The following is a 19,391-nucleotide window of genomic DNA, read 5'->3' as shown; positions in this document are numbered from 1 at the left end:
GTGATCGGCCCATCCAAAGGTTAGGGCTTGCGTCTCCAAACAAAAACAGGCCTATAATCCGAACATATCGGACTCTTGTGTCCGCAGTGAGGGCCATCCGTTGGAGTCGCTTGGCAGCATTTCATTATTTGTATTGGTGGCTGAGACTCGAAGCTTTACCCAGGCAGGGAAACGATTGGGCATCTCTTCGTCGGGCGTCGGTAAAAGTATCGGTCGGCTGGAGGACAGGCTCGGGGTACGTCTTTTCCAGCGCAACACGCGAAGCATCGCCCTGACGCTGGAAGGCTCACTGTTTCTTGAACGCTGTCGACGAATACTTTCAGAGCTTGAAGCTGCAGAAATGGAGCTGAGCAACGCACGTGAAAAACCGAGGGGCAAATTGCGAATCAGCCTGCCTCTCGTCAGCGGCCTCGTCATGCCGGCAATCATTCAGTTCATGCGCACCTACCCGGAAATAGAACTCGACATCGACTTTTCTGATCGCATGGTCGACGTTATCGAGGAAGGTTTTGACGCCGTGTTACGCACAGGCGAGCCCACTGATTCGCGGCTGATTTCTAAACGGCTGGGGGGCTTCCAGCTGCAGATTGTGGCGTCTGCAGCCTATCTCGCAGCGTATGGAGTACCCAAACGCCCAGCGGATCTGGCCATGCATTCATGCCTGCTGCACAAGTTTCCTTCGACGGGAAAAGTGGAACCTTGGCCTTTACGCGTTGCGGCTGGAGAGCCGGATTTCGAGCTGCCTCAAACAATGGTGTGCAACACGACTGAAGTGATTGTCGATGTGGCTCGTTCAGGTTTGGGCGTTGCCTGCCTGCCTGATTTCATGACGACCCAATCCATCAAGAACGGCGAATTGGTGCAAGTGCTGACGGACTATACGGTTCATACCGGAGTCTTTCGGCTTGTATGGCCTTCCAGCAAACACCTTTCACTGAGGCTGCGAGTCTTCATAGACTTTATGCACAGTCAGCTATTTAACAGCGCCTTGAACGAATAATAAGCGGGTGGCGTATGTGCACCTCCAGGTCACCCGCTTAGCCGGCGCGCAATAAAAAACCCCGAACCAGTCGGGGTTTTTATTGCCTGGCATCAGGCACGACATTCGATCAATTAGAAAACGTTGATCGGGTAGTCGGCGAACAGACGGATTTCGTTACCGCCTGTGTTGTAGTTGCTGGCGTTGTTGGAAACGCGCAACCACGAGGCGCGAGCACGTAGGCTCAGGTCTTTGGCTGGGCCGCTCTGTACCACGTACTTGAACTGGTTCCAGATTTCACGCTCGGTGCCATCGCCACGGCCAGTGCCGTCGTCGATGTTGGTGCCGCGCACGTAGGCAATGTTGTAGGTCAGGCCCGGTACGCCGAAGGTGGCGAAGTCGATGCCATAACCTGCTTGCCAGGAGCGCTCGTCCTTGCCGTTGAAGTCGGACCAGTAGGAGTTGGCCAGCAAGATCGTATTGCCGCCGTCGCCAATGCCGCCAGCGTTGCGGTAGCCACCGTACAGGTAGCCGGTGTCACCGGTGCTGCGCTGGTGAGCGAGGGTGAAGCTGTGCGCGCCAACGGCCCAAGTAGCGCCCAGGCTCCAGATCTTGTTGTCGCGAGCGTCCGCATCACCTTGGTTTTCCAGGGCGAAGCTGCGGTCCAGCTTGGTTTTGTAGCCGTTGAAGTCAAACGTCAGCGACTGCTTCTCTGGCAGGGCCAGCACGTAGTTGACGTTGACGTACTGCTTCTTCAGCACGTCCTGCATGTCGGAGGCGTACAGGGCAGCCGACAGGCTTTCGGTGAATTTGTAGCTACCACCAATGTAGTCGATGCTTTTCAGGCGGCCGCTGTCGGTGCCTTCCATGCTCTTGCGCGCTTCTTTGGTGAAATGACCCGCGTCCAGTTGCAGACCGGCGATCTCTTTAGAGACGATCGAAGTACCGGTGTAGGTTTCCGACAACAGGCGAGAGTTGTCGTACTGCAGCACAGGCACAGCCGGGAACTGATCACCGTACTTGAGTACAGTGTTGGAAACGCGGAACTTCACGGCAGCGCCGCCTTTGGCCAGGTCGTGTGGTGCCGAGCCTGGGTTTCGCTGGCCGTTGTCATCAACAGTGCCGTTGCCCTGCTTGAAGAAGTCGATGCCGCCGGCGCCAGCGCGACCTTTACCACCGTCCAGGCGGATAGCGTATTGGCCAATCACATCCACACCCACACCCACGGTGCCTTGGGTGAAGCCGGACTCGAACTTGCCGATGAAGCCTTGGCCCCATTCAGCCTTGTCCTTCTCGCCATTTTTTTTGTCACGGCTGATGTAGGCGTTACGTGCTGCGATGTTCAGGTGGCTGTCTTCAACAAACCCCTTGGATTGCTCCTGGTCGTTTGCCATTGCTGTCGATGCGCTCAAAATCCCCAGAGCGATCAGACTCATCCGTTGCTTCAACATTTTCTTATATTCCTTATTACGGGTTGAGTACGCGCTGTGACACCAGGCTCCTATTGCTTTTTCTGGTGTCGACTTTGCCGGCAAAAAGAAGGCCCGCGGACGACTGAACTGCCGCGGGCCTTTTTTTATTGGATTAGTCATGGTGGTTAGCCACAGGCGTTGGGCGCAATCCTATGCGGGCGTTGAACTATGTGTCAATTTCGTGAATCGTCTGTATTTAGGCGATATTCGTCTAAGCGGCGAGCGAAGGCGCGGGGATGAAAGCCTGAAAAGCGCCTAGAAACCCCCTCGAAACACATTAAGTAACAAATCCTACAGGGTAGGCATTAGGGAATAGATAACGCGCGCAAATGCAAAGCATTACCATTCGCGCACAATTTTCCTGCCACGTCATTTGGATACACTCCCATGCCTGCCCCTCGCCTGACGCCCCTCTCCCTTGGGCTCTCTGTTCTGCTGTCTGCCGGTTTTGCCGGTGCGGCCACAGTCTTGCCTGAAACCTCGATCAGTGTGGAAGCAGACGAAGACGACCCACGGGTCAAGGAAACCAGCACCGCCACACGTACCGCGACGGCCGTTCGCTATGTGCCCCAGGCGATCGACTCAGTCAAAACCGAAAGCCTGCGCTCCTATGGCACCAACGACCTGGGCCAGGCCTTGAGCGGTATCCCCAACGTCAGCAGCGGCGCCGATACACGCTTTGACAGCCTGCGCATACGCGGCTTCGACGCCAGCAATGACTTCTATCTGGATGGCATTCGCGACGACAGCCAGTACGTGCGCGACCTGCATAACATCGAGCGTATCGAAGTGCTCAAGGGTCCGGCCGCCGTGCTTTACGGGCGAGGCGGCCAGGGCGGGATCGTCAACCGGGTGAGCAAAATGCCCACCCCAGGGCAAAAGTCCAGTATCGAAGCCCAAGGCGGCAGCAACGATTTGCGCAGCCTGTATGCCGACCTGAGCACCGACCCCACCGACAACATCAGCCTGCGCCTGAACATGGGCAACCAGGACAACAACAGCTTTCGCGATGGCGTCAGCGGCAACCGCCAGTTGTTCGCGCCATCGATGAGCTGGCAGCTCACTCCAGAGCTGAACTGGCTGGTGCAATACGAATACAGCCGCTACAACCGCACCCCAGACCGTGGCATTCCGGGCGTCAACGGGCGCCCGGCGGATGTGAGCCGCAGCACCACTTACTTTGATCACGGCGATTACATCGACGATAAGTCCCAGTCCCTGCGTTCCAAACTCGCCTACGAGCTCAATGCCGACTGGCAACTGCGCCATACCCTCGGCGTGTTCAAGCTCGACAGTGATTTCGACAATACCTACCAGACCGGTTACGAGCCGAAAACCAACAGCGTCACCCGCCAACACTGGCAGCAGGACCTGACCACCCGCAACGTGTTCAACAACCTGGAGCTGGAAGGCGGTTTCGACACCTTTGGCCTGGAGCACCGCTTGCTCACCGGCATTGAGCTGGGCAGCCAGCGCCGCGATCCGAAGCTGTACTCCGCTCGGGATGGCAGGACAGTGCCGAGCCTGGACCTCAACCAGCCTAATCGCCGCCTGAGCCACACCGGCAGCATGCGACTGTCGAGTAACAACCACACTGAAGTCGAAAGCCGCGCCCTGTATGTGCAGGACCAACTGCGCTTGAACGACCAGTGGCAACTGCTGGGCGGGCTGCGTTACGACCGTTTCGAAGTGGACACCACCAACAAGCTGCTCGACATCCAACAGAACGTGAAAAGCCACAGCACCAGCCCGCGGGTCGGCCTGGTGTGGACGCCCCTGGAACACCACTCGTTCTATGCTTCGTGGAGCAAGACCTTCACACCAGCTGGCGGCGGCCTGATCGGCATCACGCCGAACGCCACCGGCAACGCCAACGACCTGAGCCCGGAGCTGACCAAGCAAAAGGAAATCGGCGTGAAGAGCGACTGGTTCGACGAACGCCTGAGCACCACCCTGGCCGTGTACGAACTGGAACTCTACAACCGCCGCACCAGCGACCCGCTGGACCGCACCATTACGCTGCTCACCGGCGAGCAACGCTCACGCGGCGTGGAGCTGACCGCCACCGGCAAGATCGTCGACAACTGGTATGTGCGCGGCGGCGTGGGCCTGCAGGACGCCAAGGTCGAGAAGGACAACAATGGCTTTGAAGGCAAACGAATCAGCGACGTGGCCAAGCGCAACGCCAGCCTGTTCATCACCTGGAAACCGCAGATGGGCTGGTACGCGGAAACCGGTTTGACCCTGGTGGGTGATCGATATGCCGACAACCTCAACACTGTGGTGTTGCCGGGTTATGGCCGCTGGGACGCGCTGGCCGGGTTCCGTCAGAAAGAATGGGACGTGCGGGCAGCACTGAACAATATCGCCGACAAAAACTACTACGCCTCGGCGACCAGTGCGGCGCAGATTCAACCGGGTGAGCCGCGAAGTCTGGTGGTTACCGGTACCTACAGCTTCTGACAAAGCCTCATGTGAAACAAAGCCAGCCCCCACACTGGTTAGGCATTGCCCACAACATCAGCGCCTGGCGCAGATCCCTGTGGGAGCGGGCTTGCCCGCGAAAGCGGTGTGCCAGTCACTGGATGTTTAACTGAACCACCGCCATCGCAGGCAAGCCAGCTCCCACACTGGTTAGGTAGTGCCCACAACATCAGCGCCTGGCGCAGATCCCTGTGGGAGCGGGCTTGCCCGCGAAAGCGGTGTGCCAGTCACTGAATGTTTAACTGAACCACCGCCATCGCAGGCAAGCCAACTCCCACAGTTGGTTTCAGGTGTTCTTTAGTTGCTCATTACCTCGCACAACGCCTGCACTTCATCCTCCGTGAACAACCCCAACGGGTAGCGCTCACTCATCACACTGCGCAAGTCAGACGCTTGCCTGGCCTGTCGCGAGCCGTTCGCCTTCAACCAAAGGGCCAACGCATGGATGGCGTCACCGTCGACCCGCAAAGGGTGGAACGTACGCGTGTTCATCAGGTGGACATCGGCATTCATTTCAGCGCTCTCTCCTGCTGCGTGAGCGGCTAACTTACTCAAGGTTTGTGACAGAACTGCGCGGTCATCCCCCTTGGGCCACTGTAACCACAGCGATACAAGAGCTATGCCAATGTGCCCTGTTCATTGGCATACAGGCATGAAAAAGCCCGCGACCGGGCTGGGTCGCGGGCTTGCGGGGAGCACCGCAAGGGCGCAGTGCTCCTACGCCATCAAGGCGCTGTTACAACTGCACTCACTTTCGCTGCGGGGCGGGCTGCTGTTGGGTCAGGCAATGGATATTGCCCCCGCCCAGTAACAGTTCGCGACCCGGCACCATCACCACTTCATGCTGTGGGAACAGATTCTGCAGGATTTGCTTGGCCTGGTCGTCCAACGGGTCATCGAAGCTCGGCGCGATGATGCCGCCGTTGACGATCAGGAAGTTGACGTAGGAACCGGCCAACCGCACGGTCGGATTACGCTCCTGGCTGCCATCAACCAAATCTACCCCGGCGCATTCCTCCTCAGTGGCATACAGCGGACCCGGGATCGGCATTTTATGCACGATGAACGAGCGACCCTGGGCATCGGTGCTGCTTTGCAGCACATCCATGGCTGCGTGGCAGCGTGGGTAGTTCGGGTCTTGCGGGTCGTCGGTCCAGGCCAACAGCACTTCGCCCGGACGCACGTAGCAGCAGAAGTTATCCACATGGCCGTCGGTTTCGTCGTTGAACAGGCCGTCCGGCAACCAGATGATCTTATCCACAGCTAGGTTATCGCTGAGCACCGCCTCAATGGCCGCACGATCAAGGTGCGGGTTGCGGTTGCGGTTCAACAGGCACTCTTCGGTGGTGATCAGTGTGCCTTCGCCGTCGACATGAATCGAACCGCCTTCAAGCACAAAGCCTTCAGTGCGGTAACGCGGTGCGCGCTCCATCTCGAGGATCTTGCCTCCCACCTGGGAATCGCGGTTCCACGGCGAATACAGGCCGCCGTCAAAACCACCCCAGGCGTTGAAGTCCCAGTTCACACCCCGTACTTCACCACTGCCGTTGATCACGAAAGTCGGGCCGGTGTCGCGAACCCAGGCGTCGTCATTGGACATTTCCACCACGCGGATATTGGGCACGTCCAGGCGGGCACGGGCGTTTTCGTACTGGCCGGCGGAAACCGCGACGGTCACCGGCTCAAACCGCGCGATGGCCTTGGCCACCGCCACATGGGCCGCCTGCGCAGGCTTGCCGCCCAGGCGCCAGTTGTCTGGGCGCTCGGGCCAGATCATCCAGGTCTGAGTCTGGGGCGCCCATTCGGCAGGCATGTGAAAGCCATCGGCGCGAGGTGTGCTGTGCAAGGTGGTCATGGCGATCAGGGCTCCGAATGGGGTGAAGGGCAACTTTATAATGGATAAAAATCGGCTTTAACAGCCTAAAAATACGATAGGTGCTCAGTTCTGCAACAAATAGCCGATAACCATCGATAAATCACAGTTGCTCATCCAGCACTTTCGACAACATGTCGACAAAGAAATCCACGCTGCGCCGGGAAGTGACCATCGGCGGCTTGATCTTGAGGATATTCAGGTAATCCCCCGTAGGCTGCATGAAAATCCCCAACTCACGCAGACGATCACACAACAAGGCGGTTTCTGCCGTCGCAGGTTCGAGGGTATGGCGATCACGCACCAGTTCAAGGCCCAGATAGAATCCCGAACCGTGTACTGCACCGACGAGTGAGTGGCGGTCGATCAATTTCTCCAGTCGTGCCTTGAAATGCCCGCCTACCACTTGGGCGTTTTCCCACAGTTTTTCCTCCTCCATCACGTCCAGCACTGCCATGCCGATCCGGCAGCTGACCGGGCTGCCTCCGGATGACGAGAAGAAGTAACCCTCGGCCTCCAGTGCCTCGGCAATTTCTCGACGGGTGATCACCGCGCCCAACGGCTGGCCGTTGCCCATGCCTTTGGCCATGGTGATGATGTCGGGCACCACACCCTGCTGTTCAAACCCCCAGAAGAAATGCCCCATGCGGCCGTAACCCACCTGCACTTCGTCGGCGATGCACACGCCACCCTGGGCACGGACCAAGCCATATACCTGTTGCAGGTAACCCGCTGGCAGGGAGATGCCGCCGGCATTGCCGTACACCGGCTCGCAGATGAACCCGGCCAATTGACGCTGGCTCGCGGCGATTTTCGCCAGGTTATGCTCAACACTTCGTACATAGTCCGGCGCGCTGTCCGGCCCGCGGAATTCACCGCGGTAAGTATTGGGCGCGGTCACCGGGTGTACCCAATCCGGGCGGCTGCTCAAGGCCTGGGGGTTATCGGCAATCGAGGTGGACACGGCATCCGCCGCCACCGACCAGCCGTGGTAGGCCTCCAGCACGCTGAGCATGTCGCGCCCGCCGCTGTAGGCCCAGGCCAAACGAATCGCCAGGTCATTGGCCTCCGTGCCGCTGTTGACCAGGAACACCCGGTCCATGCCCTGTGGCGCCAACGCCAGCAGGCGCTCGGAGAACTCGGCAATTGCCGCATAGTGAAAGCGCGAGTTGGTGTTGAGCAACGACCATTGCCGTGCCGCCACTTCAGCCATGCGCGGGTGGCCATGCCCCAGCACGGCCACGTTGTTGAGCATGTCGAGGTAGGATCGGCCCTGCATATCAATCAGGTGGTTGCGCCAGCCGCGCTCGATACGCGGCGGGTCGGCGTAGTAGTGCTTCTGGGAGCGGGCAAAGCTGGCATCCCGCCGGGCCAGCAGGGCCTCTGGGTCCAGTTCCGGCTCAGCATCACAGGCCAGGCCCAACAGCGCCGCGGGTGACGGGCACAACGCCTGCCATGCCAACGCCCGGGAAGGTGTGCAGAACAGCGGTGGCTCAAGGTCGGCGCGGCATAACTGCACGGTCAACGGCCCATGAACCTCGCCCAGCACCTGCCCTTTCACCAGCGTTGCACCGGCCTTGAGTGATGTTCGAACACCCCACAGGCGCAGGTTCAGCCCACTGCCGTGCAAGCACAGCAAGCCGTCGGTATCTTCGCGCAGTGTTCCTGCGAAAGGCGCTTCCAGTACGGTGCCGTGGGGCAGATGCAGTTCGACATGCAGGGGGAAGGTCTCCGGCTCTACCGCGCTGTCGGGCCGGGAGCGCGACAAGCGGTATTGCCCATAACGACTGGCCGCCAGCCCATGCACCGTCGCCGCTTCATCCAGCAAGCGCCGATCTATGCCGGGAGTTTCCCAATTGCCTGCCTCGAAATGCGGGCTGAGTACGCCCAGGTCGATCAGGGCGAACTCGCGACCCACCAAACCTGGCAATAAAGGCGCGAAGTCGTGGTTGGCGACGGACGGTAATGTTTCGCCGACGCTGCGCAGAATCGCCGCTTGCATCAGCTCAAAGGACACCGACGTGGCGATATCGAAAATTTCCCACTCGTGCTCGGCGTTTTTCTTTAGATAAGTGTTATCCGGGTCCAGGCGTTGCTGCTGCTCACTGCTGAGCACCAACACTGCCGCGCGAGCGACGATCAACGGCCACAGCACCTCTAACTCTTCGCGCTGCAAGGGCGTGACCGCGTGGCAGGCCTGGATCGCCGGCAAGAGGGCAAACGGATCACCGTCGGCATGGTGCAAAAGCGCCGCGCAGGTCACCGACAGGTCGGCAATTCGCCAGGTACGCACCAGATCGCCAAAATCGATCACGCCTTGTATACGCCAGTGCCGCTGGGCATCACGCTGCCACACCACGTTGTCATCGGTGATATCCATGTGCACCGCCTGCCACGGCAGGTGTGCCGCCAACGGCTGGACATGCGCTTCGACCTGCCTGGCCACCTGCTCCAAAGCAGCACGCTGCGGCAGGTCGGGCAAGGTTGCCAGCAGGTGGTTGATCAATGCCTGCGCGTGGCGCGGGTCCCATTGCAGGGTGCGCTCCAGGCCAGGGTGTTCGAAACCTGCCAGCGCGTTGCTCATTTGCCCGCACAGCTCACCAAAGCCTTCGATCACGGTGCGGCTCAGGTGGGGCAAATGCGTCAGGGGTTGGCCGTCGATATAGTCCAACAGCCGCAGGTGCAGGGTTTGGTCATCGACGTTGACCGTCAGCAACTCTTCACCTTCTACGGTCTGGATAACCTTGGGCACGCGCAGGCCGGGATGCGTGCCCAGGCTGTTGAGGGCCGCGTGCTGGGCCTGGAGTTCAACCGCGGCGTAGTCACCCCGGCAGACTTTCAGAACGAAACGGCCCTGCGTGCTGTCAATTCTGTAGTTGAGGTCTTGTTGACTGCCCAATGAGCGTAATTTGCCCGTCAATCCATAGTGTCGATCGAGCAGGCATGCGGCCTGTTCGGGGGTGACTTGTGGGCAAGGCAAGCTGGCACGGTGGGTCAACGTGGCTAACGACATTGTGACGACCTTTGTTTTTTCAGGCGTCTATATCGCCATTGTTCTGTGGCGTTAATCAACCCCTTCTACTCACGGTGCTTGCGCCGGCCCGATTCACAACTCAAGCTATGCTACTTTCGCCCAGTGTCCGTCTAAGGAAAAGGCCCTCGACATGCGCATTCTCATCACCGGCGGTGCCGGATTTATTGGCTCGGCCCTGATCCGGCACTTGATTCAACACACTGAGCATGAAGTGCTCAACCTGGACAAGCTGACTTACGCCGGCAACCTCGAGTCGCTGGCCAGCATCGCGTCCAACAGCCGCTATGAGTTTGTCCAGGCCGATATCATCGACCAGGCCACCGTCAGCGGCGTACTCGCACGCTTCGAACCTGATGCGATCATGCACTTGGCGGCCGAGTCCCATGTGGACCGCTCCATTGACGGTCCGTCGGATTTTATCCAGACCAACATCGTTGGCACCTACAGCCTGTTGGAAGCCACGCGCGCCTATTGGCAGAAGCTGGCAGAGCCGGCAAAAAGCGCGTTCCGTTTCCACCACATCTCCACTGACGAGGTGTATGGCGACCTGCACGGCGTGGACGACCTCTTCACCGAGACCACGCCGTACGCACCGAGCTCGCCGTATTCCGCGAGCAAGGCAGCGTCTGACCACCTGGTACGCGCCTGGCAGCGCACCTATGGCATGCCAGTGCTGTTGACCAACTGCTCGAACAATTACGGGCCGTTCCACTTTCCTGAAAAATTGATCCCGCTGGTGATTCTCAACGCCCTGGCGGGCAAGCCACTGCCGGTGTATGGCGATGGTCTGCAGGTGCGTGACTGGCTGTTCGTCGAGGATCACGCCCGTGCACTGCTCAAAGTGGTGACCACTGGGGTTGTGGGCGAGACCTACAATATCGGCGGCCACAACGAACAGAAAAACATCGACGTGGTACGTGGCATTTGCGCCCTGCTGGAAGAACTGGCGCCACAACGCCCAGCCGGCGTGGAGAAATTCACCGACCTGATCACCTTCGTCAAGGATCGCCCAGGCCACGACCAACGCTACGCCATCGACGCCAGCAAGATCGAACGCGAACTGGGCTGGGTCCCGGAAGAAACCTTCGAGACCGGCCTGCGCAAAACCGTGCAGTGGTACCTCGATAACCTGGAATGGTGCCGCAGGGTCCAAGACGGTAGTTATCAAGGTGAACGACTGGGCAATACTGACGTGAAGGATTTGATCGCATGATGAAGGGAATTGTATTGGCCGGCGGTTCCGGCACGCGTTTGCACCCCATTACCCTGGGCGTGTCCAAACAGTTGTTGCCGGTGTATGACAAGCCGATGATTTACTACCCGATCTCGGTACTGATGCTGGCCGGGATCAAGGATATTCTGGTGATCTCCACGCCAGTGGACTTGCCGCAATACCAGAACCTGCTGGGCGATGGCAGCCAGTTCGGCGTGCGCTTCACCTACGCGCAGCAGCCTTCGCCGGACGGCCTGGCCCAGGCATTTATCATCGGCGAAGAGTTCATTGGCGATGACCCTGTGTGCTTGATCCTGGGGGACAACATCTTCCACGGCCAGCATTTCGGCGAGCAACTGCGCACCGCCGCCGAACGTCCTTCGGGCGCCACGGTGTTCGGCTACTGGGTCAAAGACCCTGAGCGCTTCGGTGTGATTGACTTCGATAGCGAAGGCCGCGCCCTGTCCATCGAAGAAAAACCGGCTAAACCCAAGTCCCACTACGCGGTGACCGGCCTGTACTTCTACGACAACGACGTGATCAAGATCGCCAAGGCGGTCAAGCCGTCGCCACGCGGCGAGTTGGAGATCACCGACGTCAACAATGCCTACCTCCAGCGTGGCGATCTACACGTTGAACGCTTCGGTCGTGGTTTCGCCTGGCTCGACACCGGCACCCATGACAGCCTGTTGGAAGCCTCGACCTACGTTCAGACCATCGAGCACCGCCAAGGCTTGAAAGTGGCCTGCCTGGAAGAAATCGCCTACGAAAACGGCTGGATCGATCGTGACTATCTGCTGGAGCGCGCCAAGTACTTTGGCAAGACCGGCTATGGCCAATACCTCTACTCGCTTGCCGGAGAGACCCAGTGAATGTAGTTGAAACCACACTACCCGGCGTACTCATCCTCGAGCCAAAGGTATTCGGCGACGAACGCGGTTTCTTCTACGAAAGTTTCAATGCGCGCGCTTTTGAAGCGGCCACCGGGCTCAAGCGTAATTTCGTGCAGGACAATCACTCACGCTCGCAAAAAGGCGTGCTGCGAGGTTTGCACTATCAGCTTGAACACACTCAAGGCAAGCTGGTACGTGTCACCTACGGTGAAGTGTTGGACGTAGCGGTCGACATCCGTCGCAGCTCACCCAACTTTGGCCAGTGGGTGGGTGTCCGCCTGTCGGCACAGAACCATCGCCAACTCTGGGTGCCGGAAGGCTTCGCCCATGGTTTCGTGGTATTGAGTGAGTACGCAGAATTCCTGTACAAAACCACCGACTACTACCAGCCAAGCGCCGAGCGCAGCATTCTCTGGAATGACCCGACGCTGGCTATCGACTGGGAGCTGGCCGAACCGCCGCAACTCTCCGCCAAGGATCAGGTCGGTAAACTGCTGATGGACGCTGACTTGTTCCCATGAAAATCCTCATCACCGGCCAACACGGCCAAGTCTCCCAGGAGCTGCAGGCGCGGCTCCAGAGCCTGGGCGAACTTATCGTCCTGGGCCGCGACCAGCTTGACCTGGCAGACGCAGACCTTATCCGCCAACAAGTGCGCGCCCATCGCCCTGGCCTGATCATCAACGCGGCGGCCCACACCGCCGTCGATCTGGCCGAGAGCGAACCGGACGCTGCGTTTGCCATCAATGCCATCGCCCCCAGCATCCTCGCCGAGGAAGCCAAGGCGCTGGGTATCCCGCTGATCCATTACTCGACCGACTACGTGTTCGACGGCAGCAAACCTGCCGCCTACACCGAAGACGACACGCCCAACCCATTGGGTGTCTACGGCCAGAGCAAGCTGGCGGGTGAGCAGGCGATTGCGGCTGTAGGTGGCCAGTACCTGATCTTGCGTACCAGTTGGGTCTATTCGAGCCATGGCAAGAATTTCCTGCTGACCATGCAGCGCCTGCTGCAGGAAAAACCGCAGATGCGCATCGTGGCCGACCAGATCGGTGCGCCGACCTGGGCCGGGACTATCGCCAACAGCACCCGTGTGCTGATCGAGCAGTGGCAGGCCGGTAAGGCAGGGGATTGGGGCGTTTACCACCTCACTGCCCAGGGTGAAACCTCGTGGTTCGGTTTTGCCGAGGCGATTGGCGAGCAACTGCGCGCCGAAGGCAAGGCCTGCGCCGAGCTGGAACCGATCCCTTCCAGCGCCTACCCGACCCCCGCCAAGCGCCCGCTGAACTCGCGCCTGGACTGCACGCGCCTGCAACAGCAATGGCACGTCAGCCAGCCACAGTGGCAGGACGCATTGCACGAGTGTCTTGCACAGCAGCACTAGGCATAATGCGCCTGTACCCACAGGCGCGACTTCCATGACCCCACCTCTTGCGCGAAGACCCCGCTGGCGCAGCCTAGCCCTGCTGGCTCTGTGCCTGGCGCCGCTGTTGTGGCCGCTGGAGCATTTGGCCGAGCGCTATTACCGCAGCGAGCTGGCCGGGCAAAACCGCCAGACCCTCGACCTCTACGTCGCCAACTTGTTGGGCACCCTGCATCGCTACGAAATACTGCCGCAAATCCTCGGTGACTTGCCGGCCCTGCGCACCGCATTGGACGCGCCCCACGTCAGCACCCACCTGGTCAGTGCCAACCAGTTGCTCAAGGACGTCGCCGCCCAGGCCGGGGTAGAGGTGATGTATTTGATGGACACCACCGGCAAGACCCTCGCCGCGTCCAACTGGGACAAACAAGACAGCTTTGTCGGGCGCAACTTCTCCTTCCGTCCGTATTTCAGCGAGGCCATGGCAGGGCGCCTGGGGCGCTTCTTCGGCCTGGGCACCACCTCGGCCAAGCGCGGCTACTTCTTCGCTGCCGCGGTACGTGACGGCGACACCATCATTGGCGTGCTGGTGGTGAAGGTCGACCTGGACCACACCGAAAGCCTCTGGGGCAATACCCCGGAACAACTGTTGGTCACCGACCATAACGGCGTGGTGATCCTCACCTCACGCCCGCAATGGCGATTCCGCGCCACTCGGCCACTGACTGCCGAAGAACGCGAGGCCATCGTTGCCATCCAGCCCTACCCCACCCGCGACCCGCAGCCGCTGAGCCTCAGCAGCAGCGCCTGGCTGCGCCAATCCACGGCCATCGCCGAGACCGGCTGGAACGTGGAAATCCTCGCGCCGCGCTCGCTGATCAACCGTCCGGTGCGCACGGTCGTCGCCGTAGGCGGCGCCACGTTGTTGGTGCTGATGCTGTTGCTGGGGTTGCTGATGCAGCGCCGCCGGCACTACCTGGAACGCATCGCCTTCGAAGCCAAGGCCCGCCGCGAGTTGGAGATGCGCGTGGCCGAGCGTACCAGCGACCTGGAGGGCCTGAACCGGCGCCTGAAACAGGAAGTGCTGGAGCGCGAGCATGCCCAGCAAGAACTGGTGCGCGCCCAGGACGACTTGGTCCAGGCCGGTAAACTCTCGGCGCTGGGCACCATGTCGGCGAGTATCAGCCATGAATTGAATCAGCCACTGGCGGCGATTCGCAGCTATGCCGAAAACGCCGAAATCCTGCTCGACCATGAGCGCACCAACGACGCCCGCGGCAACCTCAAGCTGATCAGCGAATTGACCGGGCGCATGGCCTCGATCATCGCCCACCTGCGCGCATTCGCCCGCCGCGACCGGCATGCGCCGGAGAGCGTGGCTTTGCAACCGGCGCTCGACGACGCCCTGGCATTGCTGGCCAAGCGTCGGCGTTCGATGGAGGTGGAGTTGATCCGCGACCTGCCAGAGGCGACCTTGTGGGTGCAGGCAGGTGAAACTCGCCTGCGCCAGGTGCTGGGTAACTTGCTGGCCAATGCTCTGGACGCCCTCACCGAAAAAGGCCCGCCACGCAAACTGTGGCTGAGTGCCGAAACCACGCCCCAAGGCGTCAACTTGTATATTCGCGACAACGGCCCGGGCTTTTGCATGGAAGCCCTGGGCCGCGCCAGCGAGCCTTTCTACACCACCAAGACGCGCACCCAAGGCCTGGGCCTGGGCCTGGCGATCTGCGACACCCTGATGCGCGCCTTTGGCGGCGAACTGTCGTTTGCCAACCACAAGGAAGGCGGCGCGCTGTTAACCTTGAAATTGCGTGCCGGCTCGCCGGGCGTCAGTCTGCAACCGTCCGAGGACCGCAGTGTATGAGTATCGACAACTCGATTCAGGTGGTATTGATCGACGACGATCCACACCTGCGTCAGGCCCTGTGCCAGACCCTGGACCTGGCCGGCCTGAAAGTCCTGCCCCTGGGCGAAGCCAACGGGCTCACCACACGCCTGTCCCGCGACTGGCCGGGCGTGGTGGTCAGCGACATCCGCATGCCCGGCATGGACGGCCTGGAGCTGTTGACCGAATTGCACGGCCAGGACCCCGACCTGCCGGTGCTGCTGATCACCGGCCACGGCGACGTACCCCTGGCGGTGCAGGCCATGCGTGCCGGTGCCTATGACTTCCTGGAAAAACCCTTCGCCAGTGACGCGCTGCTCGACAGCGTGCGTCGTGCCCTGGCCCTGCGCCGGCTGGTACTGGACAACCGCAGCCTGCGCCTGGCCCTCAGCGACCGCCAGCAACTGAGCACGCGCCTGGTAGGGCACTCGCCACAGATGTTGCGCCTGCGCGAGCAAATCGGTGCGCTGGCCGCAACCAAGGCCGATGTGCTGATCCTCGGCGAAACCGGGGCGGGCAAGGAGGTCGTCGCCCGCGCCCTGCACGACCTCTCAAGCCGACGCAGCGGCCCGTTTGTGGCGATCAACGCCGGGGCCCTGGCGGAATCGGTGGTGGAAAGCGAACTGTTCGGCCATGAACCCGGCGCGTTTACCGGCGCGCAGAAGCGCCGCATCGGCAAGTTCGAGTTTGCCAATGGCGGCACGCTGTTTCTGGATGAAATTGAAAGCATGAGCCTGGATGTACAGGTCAAGTTGCTGCGTCTTTTACAGGAGCGCGTAGTGGAACGCCTGGGTGGCAATCAGCTGATCCCGCTGGATATCCGCATTATCGCCGCCACCAAGGAAGACCTGCGCCAGGCCGCTGACCAGGGCCGTTTCCGTGCCGACTTGTATTACCGCCTCAATGTGGCGCCGCTGCGCATCCCACCGCTACGTGAACGGGGTGAAGATGCGCTGATGCTGTTCCAGCACTTCGCCGACGAGGCCAGCAGCCGTCACGGCCTGCCCTTGCACGAACTGCAACCGGGCCAGCGCGCGCTGTTGCTGCGCCACAGCTGGCCGGGCAATGTGCGGGAATTGCAAAACGCCGCGGAGCGTTTCGCCCTCGGCCTGGAGCTGGCCCTGGACAACACCCAGGACCATCCCGCCGCCGGCGTGCTGACCTCCACGCCAGGAGGCCTGAGCGAGCAAGTCGAACAGTTCGAAAAAAGCCTGATCGCCGCCGAACTGACCCGCCCCCACAGCTCCGTGCGCAGCCTCGCCGAAGCCTTGGGCGTGCCGCGCAAAACCTTGCATGACAAACTGCGCAAACACGGCCTGAACTTCGCCGACAGTGCCAGCCAGAGCGCCGACGACGAATGACATCGTCCACCCACGAAGAGGCCGCAATGAGCCGCGACAGCCGTTACCTGGAATCCATCCTTCACCATGACATCCCACTCACCCGGGAAATGGGCCTCAGGGTGCTCGACTGGCAACACGACCAACTGCAACTGCACCTGCCGTTGCAAGCCAATATCAACCACAAGAGCACCATGTTCGGCGGCAGCCTCTACTGCGGCGCCGTGCTGGCAGGTTGGGGTTGGCTGCACCTGAAGCTGCGTGAAGCCGGGATTGAGGACGGGCACATCGTGATTCAGGAAGGGCAGATCAGCTACCCACTGCCGGTGACCCAGGACGCGACAGCCATTTGCGCGGCGCCGCAGGAGAAGGTGTGGAAGCGCTTTGTGGCGACCTATCAGCGCTATGGGCGGGCGCGGTTGGCGCTGGAGACGTGGATTGTGAATGAAGGCAGTGAAGAGCATGCCGTCGTCTTTACCGGCCAGTACGTGCTGCATCGCTAGCAGCCACTCCATAAAGCTAATGTGGGAGCTGGCTTGCCTGCGATAGAGGTGGATCAGCCAATACCTGTACGACTGACACTCCGCCATCGCGGGCAAGCCCGCTCCCACATTTTGCTCTGCAGTGATCTTAAGATCTGGCCAGGGTCAACAGCCGATCACGCCAGGCGGCCTTGGCTGGCAATGCCAGAAAGAACGGGTTCAGCAACGACTCCCGCGCCGGGTAGCTGAACGGCTTGCCATTCAACTCCAACACTTCGCCCCCCGCCCCTTCCAATACACCCTGGGCCGCTGCGGTATCCCACTGCGACGTCGGCGCCAGGCGCGGATAACAATCGGCACTGCCCTCGGCTAATAAACAAAACTTCAACGAACTGCCGATATTCGCCAATTTCAACTCACCCAAACCCTCGCTCAAACCCTCCAGCAAGCGCTCCTGCTCAGGGCTGGTATGACGACGGCTGGCCACCACGGTAAAGGCTTCGCCCGCAGCCCTGGTCTGGCGCACTTGAATCTGCTTGGGCGCGGCATTGACGTCCGACCGCCAAGCCCCCAGGCCCGCGCCGCCGAAGTAGCAACGGCCAGTGGTCGGTATCGACACCACGCCGAACACCACACGGCCCTGTTCGATCAATGCAATATTGACGGTGAATTCTTCACTGCCGGAAATGAATTCCTTGGTGCCATCCAGGGGATCCACCAACCACCAGCGCTGCCAGCCGGCACGCACACGCTGATCGATATCGGCGTCCTCTTCAGACAACACTGGAATACTTGGGTCCAGCGCGGTGAGGCCTGCGAGAATCAGATGGTGGGCAGCCAGGTCGGCAGCCGTCACGGGTGAATCGTCCGCCTTGGAGGTCACGGCTACATCGGCACGCCAGTACGGCAGGATAGCTTCACCGGCCTGGCGCGCCAGCTCAATGACCGGGGCGATAAACGGATGGCCTAAAAACAGTTCGCTCATGCGTTGAACGCTCCACGCTGGGTCAACAGGTCTCTGACCAGATACAGCGCCGCCAGGGCGCGACCTTCGCTGAATTGCTCGTTTTGCGCCAACGCCGACAGCTCACGCAGGTTGACCCGGTCTACCCGCATCGGCTCGGGCTCATCACCTTCAAGGCACTCTTCATAAAGATCGGTAGCCAACACCACCTGGATTTTCTGGCTCATATAACCTGGCGACAATGACAGCTCGGTGATGTGTTCCAACTGCCGTGCGCCATAGCCGGCCTCTTCCTTGAGTTCGCGGTCTGCGGCTGCAAGCACGTCCTCGCCGGGCTCGATCAGGCCTTTGGGTAATGACAATTCATATTCGTCAGTGCCGCCGCAGTATTCTTCCACCAGCAATGCATGATCTTCATCGATCATCGCTACAATCATCACGGCGCCGTAGCCCGTGCCACGCCCGACAAGACGCTCGTAGGTGCGCTCAACGCCATTGGAAAAGCGCAATTGCACTTCCTCCACGCGGAACAAACGGCTACTGGCAACTATTTCGCGGGCGAGGACAGTGGGTTTCTGGCGCATAAACGGCTCCTTGGCGTGATCGGGTTACTATACCGTGGCTTTTCCGATTGTCTGTGTCGGATATCTTTACTTACATGAGACCCCACCATGCCCTCTCTGCCCTGGCACGCCATCGACACCGTCCTGCTGGACATGGACGGCACCCTGCTCGACCTGCATTACGACAACCACTTCTGGATGGAGCACCTGCCCCAGCGCTACGCCGAGCTGCACGGTGTGAGCCAGGCCATGGCCGAGATGGAGCTGCAACCGCTGTTTGAGCGTAACGCCGGACAGTTGCAATGGTATTGCCTGGATTTCTGGAGCACCGAACTCAAGATTCCGGTGCGCGAACTCAAACTGGAAACCGCCCACCTGATCGCCCTGCGCCCGGATGCCGATACGTTCCTGGCGGCGATCAAACAGGCCGGCAAGCGCGTGATCATGATCACCAACGCTCATCGTGATTCGCTGTCATTGAAGTTGGAACGCATTGAACTGGCGCCGTATTTCGAGCGATTGATCAGCTCTCACGACTACGGTTTTCCCAAGGAGAACCCGCAATTCTGGCAAGCCTTGCAAGCGGATATCCAGTTTGATCCGGCCCGTAGCCTGTTTATAGATGACACTTTGCCGATCCTGCGCAGCGCTCGGGATTTCGGTGTCGGTCATTTGCTGGCAGTGAAGGAGCCTGATAGCAAGAAAGGACCAAAGGACACCGCAGAATTTGCAGCCGTCGGGGATTATCGAGAACTTATTACCGGGCTTATGTAGGAGCGAGCTTGCTCGCGAAAAACGTCAACGATAACGCGTGCTTCCTGGATAAACGCGGTGCCTGTGAGT

At 60.2% G+C, this 19,391-nt stretch carries 16 protein-coding genes; 10 read left to right on the top strand and 6 right to left on the bottom strand.

What is annotated here, in order from left to right:
- Positions 1–100 precede the first annotated feature (100 nt).
- Positions 101–1,000 carry a LysR substrate-binding domain-containing protein gene (locus tag E1K68_RS02280; RefSeq protein ID WP_003187729.1) on the top strand — a complete coding sequence of 300 codons (900 nt, stop codon included), beginning with the start codon at positions 101–103 and terminating at the stop codon, positions 998–1,000.
- A gap of 113 nt (positions 1,001–1,113) precedes the next feature.
- On the opposite strand, the gene E1K68_RS02275 is transcribed toward E1K68_RS02280, so the two are convergent.
- Entirely contained in the window at positions 1,114–2,430 is a 1,317-nt protein-coding gene (locus tag E1K68_RS02275) for an OprD family porin (protein WP_003187728.1), read from the bottom strand.
- 408 nt (positions 2,431–2,838) lie between these two features.
- Here E1K68_RS02275 and E1K68_RS02270 point away from each other — a divergent pair, with 408 nt between their 5' ends.
- Entirely contained in the window at positions 2,839–4,914 is a 2,076-nt protein-coding gene (locus tag E1K68_RS02270; RefSeq protein ID WP_212613740.1) for a TonB-dependent siderophore receptor, read from the top strand.
- Between the two features lie 318 nt (positions 4,915–5,232).
- Here the strand turns inward: E1K68_RS02270 and E1K68_RS02265 are convergent, their stop codons facing one another.
- The 3 genes from E1K68_RS02265 to E1K68_RS02255 all read right to left on the bottom strand — a co-directional run bounded on the left by E1K68_RS02265 (position 5,233) and on the right by E1K68_RS02255 (position 9,821).
- On the bottom strand, positions 5,233–5,448 hold the full coding sequence (locus E1K68_RS02265) for a hypothetical protein (protein ID WP_014716496.1): 216 nt from the start codon (positions 5,446–5,448) through the stop codon (positions 5,233–5,235).
- Positions 5,449–5,683: 235 nt separating this feature from the next.
- Positions 5,684–6,790, bottom strand: a complete 1,107-nt coding sequence (gene aguA / locus E1K68_RS02260; RefSeq protein ID WP_120247834.1) for an agmatine deiminase — start codon at positions 6,788–6,790, stop codon at positions 5,684–5,686.
- A gap of 121 nt (positions 6,791–6,911) precedes the next feature.
- A complete protein-coding gene (locus tag E1K68_RS02255; RefSeq protein ID WP_212613739.1) occupies positions 6,912–9,821 on the bottom strand; it encodes an aminotransferase in 2,910 nt (969 codons plus the stop codon).
- Positions 9,822–9,972: 151 nt separating this feature from the next.
- Between E1K68_RS02255 and rfbB the strand changes: the two genes are divergently transcribed.
- From rfbB to E1K68_RS02220, 7 genes are read left to right on the top strand one after another with little or no spacing between them, the layout of a single operon-like run.
- A complete protein-coding gene (gene rfbB / locus E1K68_RS02250; protein ID WP_212613738.1) occupies positions 9,973–11,055 on the top strand; it encodes a dTDP-glucose 4,6-dehydratase in 1,083 nt (360 codons plus the stop codon).
- Positions 11,052–11,927, top strand: coding sequence for a glucose-1-phosphate thymidylyltransferase RfbA (gene rfbA / locus E1K68_RS02245; RefSeq protein ID WP_034134666.1), 876 nt, complete (start codon positions 11,052–11,054; stop codon positions 11,925–11,927). The genes rfbB and rfbA overlap by 4 nt, the downstream gene beginning before the upstream one ends.
- Positions 11,924–12,469, top strand: coding sequence for a dTDP-4-dehydrorhamnose 3,5-epimerase (gene rfbC, locus E1K68_RS02240; protein ID WP_034134665.1), 546 nt, complete (start codon positions 11,924–11,926; stop codon positions 12,467–12,469). The genes rfbA and rfbC overlap by 4 nt, the downstream gene beginning before the upstream one ends.
- Complete coding sequence (gene rfbD / locus E1K68_RS02235) at positions 12,466–13,335, top strand: dTDP-4-dehydrorhamnose reductase (protein WP_212613737.1); 870 nt, start codon at positions 12,466–12,468, stop codon at positions 13,333–13,335. The genes rfbC and rfbD overlap by 4 nt, the downstream gene beginning before the upstream one ends.
- A 34-nt stretch (positions 13,336–13,369) precedes the next feature.
- On the top strand, positions 13,370–15,178 hold the full coding sequence (locus tag E1K68_RS02230) for an ATP-binding protein (RefSeq protein WP_003187712.1): 1,809 nt from the start codon (positions 13,370–13,372) through the stop codon (positions 15,176–15,178).
- Entirely contained in the window at positions 15,175–16,560 is a 1,386-nt protein-coding gene (locus E1K68_RS02225; protein ID WP_003187711.1) for a sigma-54 dependent transcriptional regulator, read from the top strand. Before E1K68_RS02230 ends, E1K68_RS02225 begins: the two co-directional genes overlap by 4 nt.
- Positions 16,561–16,586: 26 nt before the next feature.
- Positions 16,587–17,042: a thioesterase domain-containing protein gene (locus tag E1K68_RS02220; protein WP_003187710.1), complete on the top strand. Its 456-nt coding sequence runs from the start codon at positions 16,587–16,589 to the stop codon at positions 17,040–17,042.
- Positions 17,043–17,169: 127 nt separating this feature from the next.
- On the opposite strand, the gene cysQ is transcribed toward E1K68_RS02220, so the two are convergent.
- Entirely contained in the window at positions 17,170–18,006 is an 837-nt protein-coding gene (cysQ, locus tag E1K68_RS02215) for a 3'(2'),5'-bisphosphate nucleotidase CysQ (protein WP_057709548.1), read from the bottom strand.
- On the bottom strand, positions 18,003–18,569 hold the full coding sequence (nudE, locus tag E1K68_RS02210) for an ADP compounds hydrolase NudE (protein WP_003187708.1): 567 nt from the start codon (positions 18,567–18,569) through the stop codon (positions 18,003–18,005). Before nudE ends, cysQ begins: the two co-directional genes overlap by 4 nt.
- Positions 18,570–18,656: 87 nt before the next feature.
- On the opposite strand from nudE, the gene yrfG reads away from it, so the two are divergent.
- Entirely contained in the window at positions 18,657–19,322 is a 666-nt protein-coding gene (gene yrfG / locus E1K68_RS02205; RefSeq protein ID WP_003187706.1) for a GMP/IMP nucleotidase, read from the top strand.
- Positions 19,323–19,391 lie beyond the last annotated feature (69 nt).

This window comes from Pseudomonas sp. B2021, assembly GCF_018135665.1.
GTDB lineage: Bacteria > Pseudomonadota > Gammaproteobacteria > Pseudomonadales > Pseudomonadaceae > Aquipseudomonas > Aquipseudomonas lactis.
The sequence above is the reverse complement of the archived record's forward strand: the minus strand, read 5'-3'. Positions and strand labels throughout refer to the sequence as shown.